We start from the raw sequence: 20,399 nt of genomic DNA on the forward strand, positions 1-20,399 counted from the left end.
ATGTCCTTACGACAGAAGTCGGGTGGTCCGGGGTGGCGGGAGCTCAGGAGGCGCGGCGGCGGCGCCGGGCGACGCGGCCCCCGGCCTGCATGGCGCTGACGGTGCCGGTGGCCGGGTCGGTCAGGAAGCGGCCGCCGATGATCCGCCGGCCGGTGCCGGGTTCGCGTACCGAGAACGACCCGTCGCGCAGCAGCGCCAGCTCCGGGTAGACCTCGCCGTCGACGACGAGCACGGCGCCGCCGTCCGCGCGGACGTCCACCTGGTACTCGAGGTCGCCGTTGGTGTAGCGGCCGGTCAGGTCGGCGGCCGGGCGCGCGGCCCGGGCGAGGTCGCGGGGCAGCTCGTAGTCGCCGACCGGCAGGCCTTCGGCGCGCAGCGCCGCGACCAGGTCCGTCCACAGCGCCGAGCCGGTGCTCCCGTTGGTGGTGAGCGCGACGACCCGGCCGTGTTCGGCGTCGATCCGCAGGTGGCAGGAGGTGCCGTCGGCGGTGCCGTCGTGGCCGGTCCAGTCCGCGTCGGCGCCGCGGTAGCCGGCCAGGCCGAGCCCCCAGCCGTCGGCCAGCCCGAACGGCTCCGCCCCCGGCACCGGGCGGCGCATCAGGTCGATCAGGTCCGCCGGCAGCGGACCGTCGCCGCCGCAGCACATCAGGCCGAACGCGGCGAGGTCCCCGGCGCTCAGCGCGAGCGCCCCGGCCGCGGCCTCCGCGGGGGTCAGGGTCTGCGCGACCGGCCGGGCGCGGCCGGTCGCCGCGTGCACGGCGTGCCCGCTGACGTGGGCGGCGGTCCGGCGCCGCGCACCCGGCTCAACGACGAACGCGGCCTCGATGCCGAGTTCGCCGAGCAGCATCGTGTCCATCGCCTCCCACCAGCTCATCCCGGTGATGGCCTCGACCAGGTAGCCGGTGAGGACGTACCCGACGTTGGAGTAGGAGAAGCCCAGCCCGGGCGGCTGGACGAGCCCGGCGTCGCGGCAGGCCCGCAGGTACCGGCGGGCCGAGCCGCCCCCGTCCGCGTCGGCGCCGAGCGCGGCCGGCAACCCGCCGGTGTGGCTCAGCACCTGCCCGACGGTGGGTCTGCCGACCTGGGGGCCGAGGCCGTCCAGGTGCTCGCCGAGCGGGTCGTCCGGGTCGAGGTCGCCGTCGGCGACGAGCAGCATCGCCAGTGCCGCGGTGAACGCCTTGGTGATGGACCCGGCCGGGAACTTCGCCTCGGCGGTGATCTCGCCGGCCGTGGCCGACGCCGCCCGGCCGCCGTCGTGGACGACCAGCTGGGCGGCCGGGACGCCGTGTTTGTGGGCGAGCCCCGCGAGCAGCCGCTGGAGGCGGCCGTCGGCGGGCGACCGCGGGTCCGGGACGTCCCGGACCACGGGTATGGACTGGGAAAACGTCGAAGGAGAGGGCATCAGAGGGGACCTTCCGCGTCGGTTCGGTGGGCCGGGGAGCGCCGCCGGCTCAGCCGTCGGCGGCCATCTGCCGCTGCAGGCTCAGCGGCCGCATGTCGGTCCACACCTCGTCGACGTGGTCCATGCACTCCTGGCGGCCGCCGCGGAAGCCGTCGGCGCGCCACCCCGCGGGGACCTCGTTGGCCACCGGCCACAGCGAGTACTGGCCCTCGTCGTTCACCAGCACCTGGAATTCGGCGTCGTCCTGCATGGCTTTTCACCTTCCTGTAAGGGTTTCGGTTCAGTGGTCGTGGCCGGCGGCGAGCCGTTCGAGGTCCTGCAGGACCCGTTCTTCGACGAGCTCCGCCAGCGCCAGCACGGTGCCGGCGGTGAGCACGTCCCGGGGCGTGATTTCCACGTCGAAGGCGGACTTCGTCATCGACGTGATCTGCAGGCTGCGCAGTGAATCGCCGCCGAGGGCGAAGAAGTTGTCCTCGACGCCGACCCGGTCGAGGTCGAGCGCCTCGGCCCAGATGGCCGCGAGGACCTCTTCGGTCTCGGTTTCCGGGGCCGCGTACCCCGCGCTCTCTTCCGGCGCGGCCGGGGCGGGCAGCGCCCGCCGGTCCAGTTTCCCGTTGGCCGTCAACGGAAGTGCGTCGAGCCGGACGAACGCGGCGGGCACGAAGTGGGCCGGCAGGGCTGCCGCGACGTGTTCACGCAACCCCGGCCCCGCGTCGCCCACGACGTAGGCGATCAGCCGCTGGCCGTCCGCGACGACGGCGGCGTCGCGGACTCCCGGGTGCTTGCGCAGCACCGCCACGATCTCGCCCGGCTCGATGCGGAAGCCGCGGATCTTCACCTGGTCGTCGGCGCGGCCCAGGAACTCGAGCGTGCCGTCGGCGCGCCACCGCACCAGGTCACCGGTGCGGTACATCCGCATGCCCGGCGCCCCGAACGGATCGGCGAGGAACCGCGTGGCGGTCAGCCCCGGCCGGTCGAGGTACCCGCGGGCGAGCCCGGCGCCGGAGACGTACAGCTCCCCCGCGACGCCGATCGGCACCGGGCGGAGAGCGGCGTCGAGGACGCGGACGCGGGTGTTGCGGATCGGGCGGCCGATCGGCGGGGTGGCCCCGGGTTCCAGGGGGTCGCTCCAGGTCGCCACCACCGTGGTTTCGGTGGGCCCGTAGGCGTTGATCATCCGGCGGCCCGGTGCCCAGCGGGCCACCAGGTCGGCGGGGCAGGCCTCGCCGCCGACGACCAGGGTGCGGAACGCGGGCAGCTCGACGTCGGGCACGCTCGCCATGGCGACCGGCGGGATCAGCGCGTGGGTGACGCCTTCGTCGCGCAGCACGGCGGCCAGGTGCTCGCCGAGCAGCGGCCCGGGCGGCGGCACGACGAGCGCGGCCCCGGAGGGCAGCGCCATGCACAGTTCCAGCACCGACGCGTCGAAACTCGGCGAAGAGAACTGCAGCACGCGGTCGCCGGGCCGGACGTCGAAGTGGGCGATTTCGGCCCCGGAGAAGCTCGCCAGCCCGGCGTGGGTGACGACGACGCCCTTCGGGGTGCCGGTCGAACCCGAGGTGTAGATGACGTACGCCGGCGCGGTCGAGGGCACCGACCGGCCGAGCGGGGCCGGACCTGCTTTTCGGGGGTTCCGGGTGGCGGAGCCCCCGGCCCGGGGCGGAGCCCCGGTTGAGCACAGTCCGTGCGCTTCCGAGCCGTCGAGGACGAGCACGTTCTCCACCGGCAGCGGCGTCCCCGGCCGGGTCACCACGACGACCGGCCGCGCGTCGGCGAGCATGAACGCGATCCGCTCGGCCGGGTAGTCCGGGTCGACCGGCAGGTACGCGGCACCGGTCTTCAGCACGGCCAGCTGCGCGACGACGATCTCCACCGACCGCGGCAAGGCGAGCGCGACGATCCGCTCCGGCCCGGCACCGCGCGCGGCCAGCAGCCGCGCGAGCCGGTCGGCGCGGGCGTCGAGTTCGGCGAAGGTGAGCCGTTCGTCGCGGGACAGCACCGCGACGGCGTCGGGGGTGCGAGCCGCCTGGGCCTCGATCAGCTCGGCGAGGGTGGCCGGCGCGACCTCGTGGCCGGTGTCGTTGAAGGCCACGAGGACCTCGTCGCGTTCCTCGGCATCGAGGACGTCGAACTCCCGCAGCGGCCGGGCCGGGTCTTCGGAGATCGCCGTCAAGAGGTGCTCGAGCCGCCGGGCCAGCCGCCGGATCGTCGCTTCGTCGAACAGCGCCGGGTCGTAACCCAGGCCGAGCGACAAGCGCGGGCCGGGCGCGGCCACGACGCTGAGCGGGTAGTTCGTCGTCTCCATCGCCTGCAGGTCCCGCAGCCGCACCCCGTGCGCGGCGACATCGTCGGCGGTGACCGGGTAGTTCTCGAACACCACGAGGCTGTCGAACAGGTTCCGGCCGCCCTCGACCCCGCTCCAGGCCTGCACCGCGGTCAGCGGCACGTGCTCGAACCGGCGCGATTCCGCCTGCGCGGTCTGCAGGCCGCGCAGCCAGCCGGCGACCGGGGCCGCCGGGTCGGCGGTCACCCGCACCGGCAGGGTGTTGATGAAGATGCCGGTGATGTCGTCGACGCCGGCCAGCCCGGCCGGGCGGCCGGACACGGTGGCGCCGAAGCAGACGTCGTCCTCGCCGCTGTGCCGGGCCAGCAGCAGCGCCCAGGCCCCCTGCACGACGGCGTTGACGGTGAGCCGCTCGCGCCGGGCGAACGCCGCCAGCCGGCCGGTGGCCGCTTCGTCCAGATCGCGGCTGACCCACGTCGACGAGCTCGATTCGTGGGCGAACGCGGGGATCCGGTCGTAGGGCAGCGGCGTCGGCTCGGTGACGTCGGCGAGCTCGCGGCGCCAGTACTCTTCGGCGCCCTCGGCGGTCTGGCCGCTCAGCCACGTGACGTAGTCCCCGAACGGACGGCGGTGCGGCAGGGCGGGCGGCGTGCCGTCGCGCAGGGCCGCGTAGGCGGTGCAGACGTCGGACAGCACCTGGAAGACGCTCCAGCCGTCCAGCAAGACGTGGTGGAAGGTCCAGACGAGCTGGACGGCGCCGCCCGGCAGCCGGGCCAGGGTGACCCGCACCAGCGGCGCGGCTGCCAGGTCGAACGGCTTGGCACGGTCACTCGCGAGCAGCTCGCGCAGGGCTTCCTCGCGGTCGCGATCCCGCCAGTCGAGCTCGGTGACCGGCACCCGTGCTTCGCGGTGGACCACCAGCAGCGGCTCCGGGACGTCCTCCCACACGACGCTGCCGCGCAGGACCGGCGTCCGGTCGACGACGTGCTGCCACGCTTCGGCCAGGAACCGCGGCTCGGCCACGCCATCGAGGACCGCGGTGACCTGTTCGAAGTAGACGCCCTGGGATTCCTGGGAAAGGCCGTGGAAGACCATGCCCGCCTGCATCGGCGTGAGCGGGTGCACGTCGGCCACCCCGCGGCCGTCGCCGGCGATCCGGTCCACCTGCCGCTGGTTCAGCTTGGCCAGCGGGAAATCGCTCGGGGTGCGGCCCCCCGCGCCGGGTTCGGCGCAGTGCGCCACGGCTTCGCCCAGCGCGGCCACCAGTTCGGCGGCCAGGCGCTCCACCGTGGCGGCGGTGTGCGTGTCACGTGCGTAGTACCAGGTCAGTTCCAGGGTTTCCCGGTCCACCCGGCCGACGACGTCGAGCAGGTGGGCCCGGCCCGCCCCTTCGCCGACCGAAGAGTCGAGGCTGCCGGCGGCACCGTCGAGCCGGCCCAGGTAGTTGAAGCTGATCTCGGGCCGCAGCGCGGGCGCGGTCCCGGTCAGGTACCGCAGCGCGCCGAAGCCCACCCCGCGGCGGGGCACCGCGCGCAGCTGTTCCTTCACCGACTTGAGCAGCGCGCCCCAGCCGTCGTCGATCCGCAGCGCCACCGGGTAGAGCGAGGTGAACCAGCCGACCGTGCGGGACAGGTCGACATCGTCGAACAGGTCCTCGCGGCCGTGGCCCTCCAGGTCGATCAGCACGCCGTCGCGGCCGGTCCAGCGGGCCAGCACCCGGCCCAGCGCGGCCAGCAGCACGTCGTTGACCTGCGTCCGGTAGGCAGCCGGGACGTCCTGCAGCAGCGCCCGCGTCAGGTCGGGGTCCAGGCGCGTGGTGACCGTGCCGGTGCCCCCGGCCGAACCGCCGGCGTCGATCGGCAAGGCAGTGTCGATCGGCAAGGCAATGTCGACTGGCAAGGCAGTGTCGACCGGCAAAGCAGGGTCGACGGCGAGCGCTTCGCGCCAGTACGGCAGTTCGTCGTCGAAGCCGCCGGCCTCGGCGTGCGCGGCGAGCCGGTTGGCCCAGTCGCGGAACGACGTCGTCTTCGGCGGCAGCGGGCCACCGAGGTAGGCGGTTTCCAGGTCCTCCAAAAGGATCCGCCACGACACGCCGTCGACGACGAGGTGGTTGACCGTCAGCCGCAGGGCGGCGGGCTCCAGGAGTTCGGCGGTGAGCAGCGGCCCGCTCGTCACGTCGATCCCGGCGCCGAGGATCTCGGCCGGTTCGGCCGGGGCGTTCTCCTGGCCGCCGCCGGTGAACCGCATGCGCAGGGCGTCGTGGTGCTCGGCCAGGGTGGCCAGGGCCGCGCGCAGGGTTTCGACGTCGAACGGCTCGGCCCGCTCGATCCGGACCGACTGGGTGAACCCGTCGGGGTCACCGAAGTCCCCGGCGAAGAACCAGTGCTGGATCGGGGTCAGCGCGGCGAAGCCGGTGACCGGCCCCTGCTCGGCCACGGTGACCGCGGCCGAACCCGCCGCGACGGCCAGCGCGGCGACGGTCTGGTGGGCGAACAGGTCGCGCGGGGTGAGCGCGAGGCCGTGGCGCCGGGCCCGGGAGACGACCTGGATGCTGAGGATCGAGTCGCCGCCGAGCTCGAAGAAGTTGTCCTCGACGCCGACGCCGGGCACGCCGAGCACGTCGGCCCAGACCTCGGCGAGCACGCGTTCGGTGTCCGTGCGCGGTGGCACGTACCCGGCCATCGGCTCCGCCGCGGGCTCCGGCAGCGCCCGGCGATCGACCTTTCCGTTGGCGCTCAGGGGAAGCGCGTCGAGCTTCACGAAGGCCGGCGGCACCATGTAGTCGGGCAGGTCGCGGTGCAGCCACGCCCGGAGGTCGGCGGTGCCCGCGGTGGTGACGACGTAGGCGACCAGCCGCCGGTCCCGCGCGACGACGACCGCTTCGGCGACGTCCGGGTGGGCGGACAGGGCCGTCTCGATCTCGCCCAGCTCGATCCGGAAGCCGCGGATCTTCACCTGGTCGTCGGCGCGGCCGACGAACTCCAGCACGCCGTCCCGCGTCCAGCGGACCACGTCCCCGGTGCGGTACATCCGCGCACCCGGCGCCTCGAAGGGATTGGCCATGAACCGTTCCGAGGTGAGGCCGGGCCGGCCGAGGTAGCCGCGAGATACGCCGGCGCCGGCGATGAACAGCTCGCCCGCGACCCCCGGCGGAACCGGCCGCAGCCCCTCGTCCAAGACGTAGGTGCCCATGTTGTCCAGCGGGCGCCCGATCGGCATCGCGTCCGGCACCGCGTCTTCGGGCGCCAGGAAGTGCCGGCTGGCGAAAGTGGTCGTCTCCGTGGGCCCGTAACCGTCCACGACAGTCAGCCCAGGGCATGCTTCGCGCACCTGGCGAACCGCCGCGGCAGGCACGACGTCACCGCCGGTCCACACCTCACCGACCCCGCTCAGGCAGCCGGGATCCTCCTGCGCCAGCAGGCGGAACAACCCGGCGGTCAGCCAGAGCGCGGTGACGCCCTGCCCGGCGACGACCTCGCGCACGACGTCGGCGTCCACGTCCCCCGGTGGCGCGACGACCACCCGGCCGCCGTTGAGCAGCGGCACCCACACCTCGTACGTCGAGGCGTCGAACGCCTGCGGCGAGTGCAGCAGCACGCTCCGGTGCGCCTCGCCCGCGAACGACCGGTCGGACGCGAGGGCGACGATGTCGCGGTGGGTCACCGCCACGCCCTTGGGCTGGCCCGTCGACCCGGAGGTGTACATCACGTAGGCCAGGTTCCCGGGCCGCACCACGGCATCCGCCGAACCGGCCGGGCCGGTCTCGTCCACCCGCACGACATGTCCGTCGTGGACGTCCACTTCGGACCGATCGGTGACGACCACGGAAACGCCCGCTTCGGCCAGGACCAGCCGCATCCGGCTCGCGGGTGCGCGCAGGTCGACCGGCACGTACGCCGCCCCGGCCTTGAGCACCGCCAGCTCGGCGACGACGACGTCGGCCGACCGCTCCAGCAGCAGGCCCACCCGGTCCTCGACGCCGACACCCAGCTCGGCCAGCCGGCCGGCGAGCCCGTCGGCCCGGGCGTCGAGCTCCGCGTAGGTCAGGTCGCCGACCGCCGGAGCGTCCGGCGTCCGGCGGACCTGCTCGGCGAACCGGCTCACCACCGTGGCCTCGGCCACCGGGTGCGCGGTGTCGTTGAACGTGCGCAGCACTCGCTCGCGGTCGCCGTCGGTCAGCAGGTCGAGCTCGCCGACCCGCAGGCCGGGGCCCGCGGCGATGCGCTCCAGGGCGAGCAGCAGCTGCCCGGCCAGCCGGTCGATGGTGGCCCGGTCGAACAGGTCCGGGTCGTGGTCGAAGGTCACCGTCAGCCGCTCGCCCGGCGCGACGACGACGCTGAGCGGGTAGTTGGTCGGCTGCAGCTCGCCTTCCTCGTGCAGGCCGATCCCGTGCGCGGCCACGGCTTCGGTGTCGAACGGGTAGTTCTCGAAGACGAGGATGCTGTCGAACAGCGTGGTGCCGCCCGCCCAGGTCTGCAGCTGGGCGAGGGACACGAAGTCGAACCGGCGCGAGCGCGCCTGGCCCGCCTGCAGCTCGCGCAGCCAGTCCGCCACGGTGTGTCCGTCGTGGACGGTCACCGGGGCGGGCAGGGTGTTGATGAACAGCCCGGCCATCGACTCGACACCGGGCAGGTCGGCCGGCCGGCCGGACACGGTGGTGCCGAAGACGACGTCGGATTCCCCGCTGTAGCGGGAAAGCACGAGTCCCCAGGCGCCCTGCACGATCGTGTTGAGCGTCAGGCCGGCGCGGCGGGCCAGCTCCCGCAGCCCGTCGGCGGGTGCCGACACCCGGACCGACGCGGCGGATCGCGCGCGGTGGGCTTCGACCGGGCGGCGGTCGAACGGCAGCGGCGTCGGTGTCCGCAGGCCGTCGAGCTGCTCGCGCCAGTGCGTTTCGGCGGCCGCGGTGTCCTGCTCGCCGAGCCAGCGCAGGTACTCGCGGAACGGCGGGCGGTGCCCCGGCGTCGCGGCGCCCGCGTACCGGGCGCACACCTCGCCGAACACCTGCGCGGCGCTCCAGCCGTCGAGCAGCACGTGGTGGAACGTCCACACCAGCAGCACGTCGCCGCCGGGCAGCCGGGCGAACGCCAGCCGCAGCAGCGGCGCGGTCGTCAGGTCGAAGCCCTCGGCCCGGTCCGCTTCGAGGAACCGCTCCTGCTCGCGGGCCCGCTCGTCGTCGTCCAGCGCCGTCCAGTCGAGCTGGACGACCGGGACCGTGACGGCCCGCTCGACGACCTGCACGGGCTCGTCGAGGCCGTCCCAGACGACGCGGGTCCGCAGCACCGGCGTGTCCGCGACGACCTGCTGCCACGCCCGGGCGAGGCGCTCGGGGTCGGTGATGCCGGTCAGCCGCAGCCGCACCTGGTTGAGGTAGGTCCCGGCCGCGCCGTCGACGAGGCTGTGGAAGACCATGCCCGACTGCATCGGGGTGAGCGGGTAGATGTCTTCGACGCTGCGGCCATCACCGACCAAGCCGTCTATTGTGGACTGATCCAACCGGACCAGGGGGAAGTCCGACGGGGTGCGGCCGCCGGCGTCCGGCCGGGCGCAGTGCGCGGCGATCCCGGTGAGCGCTTCGAGGAGGGCGCCGGCCAGCCGGCGGACGGTGGCCTCGGTGTGCACGCCTGCCGAGTACTGCCAGGCCAGTTCCAGCTCGTCGCCGACGACCGCGCCGATGACGTCGAGCTGGTGCGCACGGGTCTGCTCGGGGTGCGCCGCGCCGCCCAGGCCGCCGCCGTGGTCGAAGCGGCCCAGGTAGTTGAAGCTGATCCGCGGGTCGAGGTGCGGGGCGGTGCCGGCGAGGTGGCGCAGGGCGCCGTAGCCGATCCCCCGGCGGGGAATCGCGCGGAGCCGTTCCTTCGTCGTCTTCAGGGCCTCGCCCCAGTCCGCCCCGGACGAGGTCAGCTCCACCGGGAAGATCGAGGTGAACCAGCCGACCGTGCGGGAGAGGTCGATCCCGGGGAACAGGTCTTCGCGCCCGTGGCCTTCGAGGTCGACCAGGACGCGGTCGCGGCCGGTCCAGTCGCGCAGGACGCGGCCGAGCGCGGTCAGCAGGACGTCGTTGACCTGTGTCCGGTAGGCCCCCGGCACGTCGTGCAGCACCGACCGGGTCACGTCCGCGGGCAGCCGCACGACCACCGAGCGGGCCGAGCCGTAGGTGTTTTCGCCCGTCGCGTCGACCGGCAGGGCCGGGTCGGCGTCGATCGCCGCCCAGTGGGCGAGTTCGCCGTCGAAGAAGCCGTCGGCCGTGTGGCGGGCCAGGGTGCGCGCCCAGTCGCGGAAGGACGTCGTCCGGGCCGGGAGTTCGCCGCCGTCCAGCAGGGTTTCCAGGTCTTCCAGGAGGATCCGCCACGAGACGCCGTCGACGACCAGGTGGTGGGCGGCGAGCGTCAGCGTCGTGCCGGACAGTTCGGCGCGCAGCAGCGGCCCGTGCTCGAGGTCGATCGTGGCGCCGAGGACGTCTCCGGCGTCCGGGGCGTGGTGCGGGCCGTCGGCGGTGAACCGCAGCCGCAGGGCGTCGTGGTGCAGCTGGAGATCGCGCAGCGCGCGGCGCAGCACGGCCGGGTCCGGCGGGGCCGGCAGATCCACCGCGACGGACTGCACGAACTGTTCGGGGTGCACCGGCCGCGGGTCGAGGTACCAGTGCTGCACCGGCGTCAGCGGCATCCCGCCGGTCACCGGTTCGGCGTCGGCGACGGCCGCGGGCGCGGCCGGGGTGGCCGCGAGGGCGAGCGCGGCGACGGTCGGGTGGTCGAACACCTGGCCGGGCATCAGGTCGAGGCCGGCCCGGCGGGCCCGGGAGACCACCTGGATGCTCAGGATCGAGTCGCCGCCGAGCTCGAAGAAGTTGTCGTCGGCACCGACCCGCTCGACCCGCAGCACCTCGGCCCAGATGCCGGCGAGCAGCCGCTCGGCGTCCGTGGCGGGCTCGCGGTAGCCGAGCCCGGAGACGAAGTCGGGCGCGGGCAGCGCGCGGCGGTCGACCTTCCCGTTTTCGTTCAGCGGCAGGGCTTCGAGCGGCACGAACACGGCCGGGACGAGGTAGTCCGGCAGCGAGCGCAACAGGAATTCGCGCAGGTCCGGCGTCCCGGTCGCGACGACGTAGGCGACAAGCCGCTTGGACCCGCCGTGCTCGGCCGCGACGACGACGGCTTCGGCCACGTCCGGGTGGGCGGTCAGCGCCGTCTCGATCTCGCCGAGCTCGACGCGGAAGCCGCGGATCTTCACCTGGTCGTCGGCGCGGCCGACGAACTCCAGCACGCTGTGACAACCGGGGCTTTGCCCCGGGCCGGGGGCTTCGCCACCCGGACCCCCGGAAAGCGAGCCGCGGGTCCACCGGACGAGGTCGCCGGTGCGGTACATCCGCGCCCCCGGCACCCCGAAGGGGTCGGCGAGGAACCGTTCCGCCGTCAGCGCCGGCTGCCCGAGGTAGCCGCGGGCCAGCCCGGTGCCGGCCAGGTAGAGCTCGCCGACGGCGCCCGGCGGCACCGGCCGCAGCCCGTGGTCGAGCACGTAGGCCGCCGTGTCGTCCAGCGGCCGCCCGATCGGCAGCACGTCCGGCACCGGCTCGCCCGGCGGCAGCGGGTACCGGGTGGCGAACGTCGTGGTCTCGGTGGGGCCGTAGACGTCCACCACGGTCAGCCCCGGGCACGCGTCCGACACCTGCTGCACCGCGGCGGGGCGCACCACCTCGCCGCCGGTCCACACCTCGCGGACGCCGCGCAGGCAGCCGGGATCCTCCTGCGCCAGCACGCGGAACAGCCCCGCGGTGATGAACAGCCCGGTCACCCCGTGCGTGGTGATCACGCGGCGCAGCACGTCGGCGTCGATGTCCCCCGGCGGCGCGACGACCACGCGGCCGCCGCTGAGCAACGGCACCCACAGCTCGTACGTCGACGCGTCGAAGGCCAGCGCGGAGTGCATGAGCACCGTCTGGTGGGCGGGGACGGCGAAGGACCGCTCCCGGGCCAGTGCGACGATGGCCCGGTGGCTGACGGCCACCCCCTTGGGGGTCCCGGTCGAGCCCGAGGTGTACATCACGTACGCCAGGTTTTCCGGCCGCAGCAGGACATCCGGCGTCTCGGACGGCTCGTCACCGGTTTCGCCGATGGTCACCACCGGTCCACTGTGGACGTCCTGGGCGAGTGCCCGGCCGGCGTCGTCGGTCACCAGCACGCGGACCCCGTCGAGCAGGGCCGTCAGCCGGCTGCGGGGTGCGCGGGCGTCCAGCGGCAGGTACGCGCCGCCGGCCTTGAGCACCGCCAGTTCGGCGACGACGACGTCGGCGGAGCGGCCGAGCAGCAGCCCGACCAGGCCGTCCCGCCGCGCCCCGAGGGCGAGCAGGCGGTGGGCCAGCCGGTTCGCCCGGGCGTCCAGTTCGGCGTAGGTCAGGGTTTCTTCGCCGGTGACGGCGACCGCGTCGGGGGTGCGGCGGACCTGCTCGGCGAACAGGGCGGGCACGGTCGTGTCCGGGTACTCCTGCGTGGCGCCGTTCCCCTGCTCCAGAACGGCTTGCCGCTCGGCGTCGGCGAGCATGCGGAGCCGGGCAAGCGGCTCGTGCGGCCGGGTCGCGAGCTCGGTCAGCAGGGTCTCGAGGTGCCCGGCGAACCCGGCGACCGTCTCGGCGTCGAACAGCTCGGGGTCGTAGCCGAACAGGAACTCCAAGCGCTCCTCACCGGGGTAGGCGACCACGCTGAGCGGGTAGTTGGTCGTCTCCACGCCCCGCAGGTCGCGCAGCCCGAGTTCCGCGGTGACCGGGTAGTTCTCGAACACGAGCAGGCTGTCGAACTCCCCGCCCCAGCTCTGCAGGCGTGCCAGGGAAAGGTGGTCGAACCGCCGGGCTTCGGCCTGGGTCTCCTGGAGACCGCGCAGCCAGTCCACGGCGGCCGCCCGCTCGTCGACGTCGGCGACGACCGGCAGCGTGGTGATGAACATGCCGGTGATCTCCCCGGCCCCGGGCAGTTCGGCGGGCCGCCCGGCGACCGTGGTGCCGAAGCAGACCTCCGGCCGGCCGGTGTGGCGGGCCAGCAAAACCGCCCAGGCGCCCTGGACGAGCGTGTTGAGGGTCAGCCCGTGGCGCTGCGCGGCGGTGCGCAGCGGCCCGGCGGGCAGCCCGATCCGCAGCGAGGCCGTCGACTCGACCGGGTGCGCTGGGGACCGAGGGCGGTCGGTGCGCAGACGGGCCTGCTCGGGCCGCCCGGAAAGCCTTGCACGCCAGTAGCTTTCCGCCGCCGGCTGGTCCTGTTCGGACAGCCACCGGACGTGGTCGCGGAACGGCCGGCGGGCCGGCAGCGGACGCCCGGCGTGCGCCGCCGCGACGTCGGAGAGCACCTGGAAGAGGCTCCAGCCGTCCAGCAGCAGGTGGTGGAACGTCCAGACCACGCGGACCTCGGTCGCCGAGACGCGCGCGAGCAGCAGCCGCATCAGCGGGAGCGCCCCCAGGTCCAGGCCGGCGTCCCGGTCGGCCGCCAGCACGGTGTCCAGGTCTTCCGGTGCGGACGTCCAGTCCCGGAGCTCGACGGGCAGGGTGACCTGCCGGTGGACCACCTGCACCGGGGCGTCGAGGCCGTCCCAGACGACCCGGGTGCGCAGGACCGGCGTCCGGTCCACCACCCGCTGCCAGGCGCGGGCGAGCGCGGCCGGGTCGGGGACGTCGCTCATCACGAACGTCACCTGCTGGAGGTAGGCGTGCCGGCCGCCACCGGTGAGCCGGTGGAAGAGCATGCCGGCCTGGGCCGGGGTGAGCGGGTAGATGTCCTCGACGTCGCGGCCGTCGCCGGCGAGCCGGTCCACCGTGGCCTGGTCGAGGCCGGCCAGCGGGAAGTCCGACGGCGTGCGGCCGCCGGCGCCCGGCTCGGTGCAGTGCGCGACGATCCCGGCCAGCCGGTGGACCAGGTCGTCGGCGACCGTGCGGACGGTGGCCTCCTCGTGGAGCTGGTCCGAGTAGAACCAGGTGATCTCCAGGCGGCCCTCGGCGACCCGGGCGACGACGTCGACGGCGTGCGCGCGGACGTCGGCGGGGTGCTGCGAGAGCTCGAGTTCCCGCTCGATCCCCCGGTACAGCTCGCCTTCGACCTCGAAGCGGCCGAGGTAGTTGAAGCTGAGCCGGGGCGTCACCGCGGGGGCGGTCCCGGCGAGGTGGCGCAGCACGCCGTAGGACAGGCCGCGGGCCGGGATCGCGCGCAGCTGCTCCTTGACGGACTTGAGCAGCCTCCCGGTGTCCCCGTCCGGGACGGCGAGCGCCACCGGGAACATCGAGGTGAACCAGCCGACCGTGCGGGACAGGTCGACGTCGTCGAACAGGTCCTCGCGGCCGTGGCCTTCGAGGTCGACCAGCACGCGGTCGGCGCCGCTCCAGCGGCGCAGGGCCCCGCCGAGCGCGGCCAGCAGCACGTCGTTGACCTGGGTGCGGTAAACGCCCGGGACGTCCTGCAGCAGCGCCCGGGTCAGCTCGGCGTCCAGCCGGGTGGTGACCGTGCGGGTGCTCGCCACCGTGTTGGCGCCGTCGGTGTCCAGCGGGATCTGGGCGCCCTCGACCGCCCGCCAGTACGGGAGGTCGCCGGCGAAGTCGTGCTCGGCGAGCCGGTTCGCCCAGTCCTGGAAGGACGTCGTCCGGGCACCCGGCTCGCGCCCGTGGTAGGCGTGGCCGATGTCCTCCAGCAGGATCCGCCAGGAGACGCCGTCCACCACCAGGTGGTGCACGGCCAGGCGCAGGGTCGTGCCTTCCAGGTCCGCGCGCACCAGCGGGCCGTGTTCGATGTCGATCTCGGCGCCGAAGACGTCGGCCTCGCCGGGCTCGGCGTGGAACTGCGTCCAGCCTTCGGTGCTCTTGCGGAAGCGCAGCCGCAGGGCGTCGTGGTGGGCGACGACGGTGTTCACCGCCGCGCGCAGCCGGTCTTCGTCGACGTCGTCGGCGAGCCGGACGCTCAGCTGCTGGACGAAGTGGTCCGGGTCGGCCGGATCGGTGTCGAGGAACCAGTGCTGGATCGGCGTGACGACGACGTCTCCGGTGGCCGCGGGGCGCTCGGCCACGGGCTCGGCCACCCCGGCCGCGGCGGCGAGCGCGGCGATCGTCTGGTGCCGGAAGACGTCCTTGGTGGTGATCCGCAGGCCGGCTTTGGCCGCCTCGGACACCAGCCGGATGCTGAGGATCGAATCGCCGCCGAGCTCGAAGAAGTTGTCCTCGACGCCGACCTCGGGCAGCCCGAGGGCGTCGGCCCAGATGGCGGCGAGGAGCCGTTCGGTCTCGGTGCGCGGCGCGACGCGGGTGGTGCCGCCCGCCCAGTCGGGGGCGGGCAGGGCGCGCCGGTCGAGCTTGCCGCTGGGGTTGAGCGGCAGCCGGTCGAGCGGGACGAACGCCGACGGCACGAGGTGCGCGGGCAGCGACGCGCCGAGGAACTCGCGCAGGCCGGCGGGCGCCCCGGGCACGACGTAGGCGACCAGCCGCTGGTGCCCGCCGTCGGTGCGCGCGACCACCACCGCTTCGGTGACCTGCGGGTGCTGCCGCAGCGCGGCTTCGACCTCGCCGGGCTCGATCCGGAAGCCGCGGATCTTGACCTGGTCGTCGGCGCGGCCGAGGTACTCCAGCTCACCGCGGGCGGTCCAGCGCACGACGTCGCCGGTCCGGTACATCCGGGCGCCCGGCTCGCCGAAGGGGTCGGCCACGAACCGGCCGGCGGTCAGGCCCGGCCGGCCGAGGTAGCCACGGGCCACCCCGGCGCCGCCGAGGTGCAGTTCGCCGGGCACGCCGACGGGTACGGGCCGCATGCCGCGGTCCAGGACGCAGGCGCGGATGCCGGCGATCGGGCGGCCGATCGGCGGGGTGCGGTCGGTGTCGTGGTACCACGCGGTGGCGTACACAGTGGACTCGGTGGGCCCGTAGATGTTGGCGATCCGGCTGCCGGGCAACGCTTTCCGGATGTCGAGCAACGCGTGCCGCGTCAGCGCTTCACCGGCCAGGACCACAGTGGACGGCCGCACCGACACCGCGCCCTGGGCCAGCAGCTGGGCGAACGCCGAAGGCACGCCGCTGACCAGGCCGACCGGGCGGCCGGTGTGCTCGCCTTCGCCGAGGGCCAGCACGTCCCGCACGATTTCGACGGTGGCGCCGGTCATCAGCGGCGCGAAGATCTCGAACACCGAGACGTCGAAGTTGAGCGACGTCGAAGCGACCACGGTGGACCCGGGGCGGAAGACGTCCGCGAAGTCGGTTTCCGCCCACGCCATCAGGTTCGCGGCGCTGCGATGGGCGACCACGACGCCCTTGGGGCGGCCGGTCGAGCCGGAGGTGTGGATCACGTAGGCGGGGTGGTCCGGGTTCGTGGCGCGGCCGAGCGGCGCGCCGGAGACGCCGTCGAGCAGGGCGGGGTCGTCGAACGCGAGGGCGGGGACGGCGCCCGGGCCCCGGCCGTCCGGGATGAGCAGCAGAGCCGGACCGGCGTCGTCGAGGATCAGTTCCTTGCGGTCGGCCGGGTAGGCCGGGTCGACCGGGAGGTAGGCGGCGCCGGACTTGAGCACGCCGAGCAGCGCCACCAAGATCCGTTCGGTGCGCGGCAGGGAGACGGCGACGAACCGCTCGGGTCCGGCGCCCCGCCGGGCCAGCACCCGGGCCAGCCGGTTGGCCTGCTCGTCGAGCTCCCGGTAAGTGAGCGAGCGGTCCTCGCACACGACGGCGACCGCGTCCGGCGTGCGGGCCGCCTGGGCCTCGAACAGCTGCGACAGCGTGGCTTCCGGCGCTTCGAGCACCGGCCCGCGGGACAGCTCGGCCAGGTGCGCCAGCTCGGCGTCACCCAGGATCGGCAGCTCGGCCACCGGCCGGTGCGGCTCGGCGACCACCGCTTCGGCCAGCACCCGCAGGTGCCCGGCGAACCGGTCGATCGTCTCGGCGTCGAAGAGCGCGGTGTCGTATTCGATGGCGACACTGCGGCCCTGCGGCTGGAACTCCAGCACCAGGTCGAACCGGGCCCGGGGGCGGGGCAGATCGTGCTCGCCCAGGCGGAGGGCGCCCGCCTCCCGGGGCCGGACGAGGTCCTGCTGCAACACCAGCAGGACCTGCACCAGCGGGGTCCGGCTCGGGTCACGGGCCGGCCGCAGGTCGTCGACGACCTGGTCGAAGGGCACTTCGGCGGCGGCGAAGGCCGCCAGCGTCGTTTCCTTGACCCGGCCGAGGAAGGCGTCGAACGGCTGGGCCGGATCGACCGCGGACCGCAGGACGAGGGTGTTGACGAAGAACCCGGCGAGCCGCTCGAGCTGGTCGTGGTCGCGGCCGGACACCGCGGTGCCGACGGCGACGTCGTCCTGCCCGGTGTAGCGGGCCAGCAGCACCTGGACGAGCGCGGTCAGCGTGGTGAACAGCGTCGCGCCGGTGTCGTGGCCCAGCTCGGCGAGGTTGCCGGCCAGCTCCGCCGGCAGCGTGTACCGGCGGATCGCGCCCTCGCCGGCGCGGACGGGCGGCCGGGGCCGGTCGGTGGGCAGGTCCAGGGGTTCGAGGCCGGCGAGCTGCTCGCGCCAGTACGCCAGCTGCCGCTCGCGCAGCGGCCCGGCCAGCCGGTCGTGGTGCCAGCGGGAGTAGTCGCGGTAACGGATGTCCAAGGGCGCGGGCTTCTCCCCCGCGTAGAGCGTGGCGAATTCGTCGACGAGGAGGCCGACGGACCAGCCGTCGGTGATGATGTGGTGCTGGCAGAGCAGGAGCAGGTGGTCGTCCGGGCCACGGCGGATCAGCGTGGCCCGCGTGAGCGGTCCGGCGGCCAGGTCGAAGGGGCGGTCCAGTTCGGCCGCGAGCTGCGCGTCCAGGTCCGTCTCGGCGTCGGCTTCGCGCAGCGGGATGGTGCCTTCTTCGGCGACGACCTGGACGCCCTCGCCGTCGACGGTCCGGAACGTGGTCCGCAGCGACTCGTGGCGCGCGGCCAGCCCGTCCAGCGCGGCGAGCAGGGCGTCGCGGTCCAGCGGGCCGGAGAGGGTGAGACCGACCCCGGCGTTGTATTCGGTGCTGCCGGGGTTCTGCTGGTCGAGCACCCAGAGGCGGCGCTGGACCGGCGAGAGCGGCACCACGGCGTCGTGGGGCACGGGCTCGATCCGGCCGGCCGGGGCACCGGATCGAGCCGGCAGCAGCTCGGCGAGCTTCGCGATGGTGCGGGCGTCGAACACGACCCGCGGGGACAGCTCGGCGCCGAAGCGGGCGCGGATCCGGGCGAGCGCCCGCGCCCCGAGGATGGAGTCGCCGCCGAGTTCGAAGAAGTCCGCGTCGACGCCGATGTCCGGCACGCCCAGCACGTCCGCCCAGATCTCGGCGAGAGCGCGCTCGGCCGGCGTGCGGGGCGCCGTGTGCGCGGCCCGGACCTGGGCGGCCCAGTCGGGTTCGGGCAGCGCGTCGCGGTCGAGCTTGCCGTGGTGGGTCAGCGGCATCGCCTCGAGCACGACGAAGGCGGCCGGGACCATGTACGGCGGCAACCGGTCCGCCGCGGCGGACCGCAGCTGCGCGGGATCGGCGTCCCCGGCGACGTAGGCCACCAGGCGTTTGACGCCGGGCTGGTCCTCGCGGGCGACGACGACCGCCTCGCGGACCCCCTCCTGCTCGCGCAGCAGCGCTTCGATTTCGCCCGGTTCGATCCGGAACCCGCGGATCTTGACCTGGTGGTCGGCCCGCCCGGCGAACTCGAGCTCGCCGTCGCCGGAGCGGCGGACGACGTCACCGGTCCGGTACATCCGGGTGCCGGGCTCGCCGAACGGGTCGGCCACGAACCGGCTCGCGGTCAGCCCCGGCCGGTCCAGGTACCCGCGGGCGAGTTCCGGGCCGGCGAGGTAGAGCTCGCCGGTGGCCGCCGGGCGCAGCGCCTCGTCGAGCACGTACGCGGTGGCCTCCGGCAGCGGGTGGCCGATCGGGGGCGTGCCCCCGGGGACCAGCGGGTCGCTCCAGGTCGCGACGACGGTGAACTCGGTGGGACCGTAGGAGTTGATCATCTGGCGGCCGGGCGCCCAGGTCCGAACCAGTTCGGGCGGACAGGCGTCCCCGCCGACGATCACCGTGCGGAAGGCCGGCAGCCCGGCCGCGTGCCCGGCGGACAGCGTGGCCAGCGCGACCGGCGGGATGAGCGCGTGGGTGACTTCGTGCTCGGCCAGGACGTCCGCGAGCCGGTCGCCCAGCAGCGGCCCGGGCGGCGGCACGACCAGCGCCGCCCCGTGCGGCAGCGCCATGCCGAGCTCGAGGATCGAGGCGTCGAAACTCGGCGAGGAGAACTCCAGGACCCGGTCGCCGGGCCGCACGTCGTACTGCTCCCGCATCGCGGCGAAGAAGCCGGCCAGGCCGCGGTGGGTGACGAGCACGCCCTTGGGGACGCCGGTCGACCCGGACGTGTAGATGAGGTAGGCCGGGTGGTCGAGGTGCAGCGGGCGCGTCCGGTCGGCGTCGGCGGGGTCGGTGTCGGGCAGGCCGTCGAGCAGACCGGGTTCGCCGAGGTCGAGGGTGGTGGCTTCGGTGCTCACTTTCCCGCGGGTCAGGACGAGCACGGGGTTGGCGTCGGCGAGCACGAAGGCGAGCCGTTCGGCGGGCTGGTCGGGATCGACGGGCAGGAAGGCGGCTCCGGCCTTGGCCGCGGCGAGCTGCGCGACGACGAGGTCGGCCGACCGCGGCAGCACGAGAGCGACGACCTTTTCCGGGCCGGCGCCGTGCCGGATCAGCAGCCGCGCCAGCCGGTTCGCCCGGGCGTTGACGGTCGCGTAGGTCAGCGTGCCCCCGGCGCCGGTCAGCGCCGGTGCCGCCGGGGTGCGGCCGGCTTGGGCCTGGAACAGTCCGGCGAGGGTGCGCGCGGGGACCGATCTGTCGTCGTCAGCGGCAGGAACCGAGACGTCGTATCGCGGCATTGCGGGGAACCTTTCGAGCACGGGTGAGGTCAGCGCAGGGCCATCCGGGCGCTGGGAGATGACACGCAGGTGGGGCCCGCGACCAGGGAAATCGCGATAAAAGGTGGTCGGATCCGGGCGTACCCCCCACCTCGGCCACCGGCTTTTTGCCACTCGTTCAACAAATCGCCCCGGCGTGCCACACACCGGGCGAACCCGCAGGAACGAGGGCGAGACACATTGATCCTTTCCAGCGTGCAGCCACGCGGCAACGTCCGGAAACAGTTCCGATTTCGACGGCACCCCCGCTGAGCCGATTAGGCACCAGCGACCGTCGAACGCGCGCGACAACCAGCGTTCTTCGTGCAACAGGTCCGGTCATCCGGCAGTCAAGTGCCCCCAAGACCAGCCGGATTGGCATCACGCTACCTAGTGAACGCCTAGCTCGTACCGCCGAACGGAGCATTGCCGAAAATTGCCAAAAATCGCCTCGGTTTACCCGGACAGCGAGTAGTACGGCGTCGATTTCTGTTCACTCTTCTGCCGGAAAATGTTACCTCGATTGGGAGGTTTGACTTTCCCGCAGAGCGCTCACCTGGGAAGACGCCGCGTCACTCGGGTGACACCCGGAGCCCGACGGCCGAAGTAAGCGACTTTCCAAGATGTGTTTCAGCTTACGGGACATCACCCGATTGGCGGGTAACACGGAAGAGCGGGGCACATCGGCCAAATGATCGATCACACAGATACTTCACGGGTCCCGGCAACCGGGGCAAAGCCGACCCCGGAATGCGACGGTCCCTGATTGCGCCGGGGGTGAACGGCGTTCAACTGGGGTGGAGTCGGAGGTCGGCTGGGGGACAGTTCGGCCGGGGA

At 73.9% G+C, this 20,399-nt stretch carries 3 protein-coding genes; all 3 read right to left on the reverse strand.

The features are described 5' to 3' along the window. Positions 1–43: 43 nt before the first annotated feature. From AB0F52_RS27230 to AB0F52_RS27240, 3 genes are read right to left on the reverse strand one after another with little or no spacing between them, the layout of a single operon-like run. Positions 44–1,402, reverse strand: a complete 1,359-nt coding sequence (locus AB0F52_RS27230) for a serine hydrolase domain-containing protein (protein ID WP_360176778.1) — start codon at positions 1,400–1,402, stop codon at positions 44–46. 49 nt (positions 1,403–1,451) lie between these two features. After that, a complete protein-coding gene (locus AB0F52_RS27235) occupies positions 1,452–1,652 on the reverse strand; it encodes an MbtH family NRPS accessory protein (RefSeq protein ID WP_013224966.1) in 201 nt (66 codons plus the stop codon). A gap of 30 nt (positions 1,653–1,682) precedes the next feature. Continuing rightward, positions 1,683–19,544 (reverse strand): non-ribosomal peptide synthase/polyketide synthase, encoded by a 17,862-nt coding sequence (locus AB0F52_RS27240; RefSeq protein ID WP_360176782.1) that lies wholly within the window; start codon positions 19,542–19,544, stop codon positions 1,683–1,685. Between the last annotated feature and the right edge of the window lie 855 nt (positions 19,545–20,399).

Source organism: Amycolatopsis sp. NPDC024027 (genome assembly GCF_040638975.1).
GTDB lineage: Bacteria > Actinomycetota > Actinomycetes > Mycobacteriales > Pseudonocardiaceae > Amycolatopsis.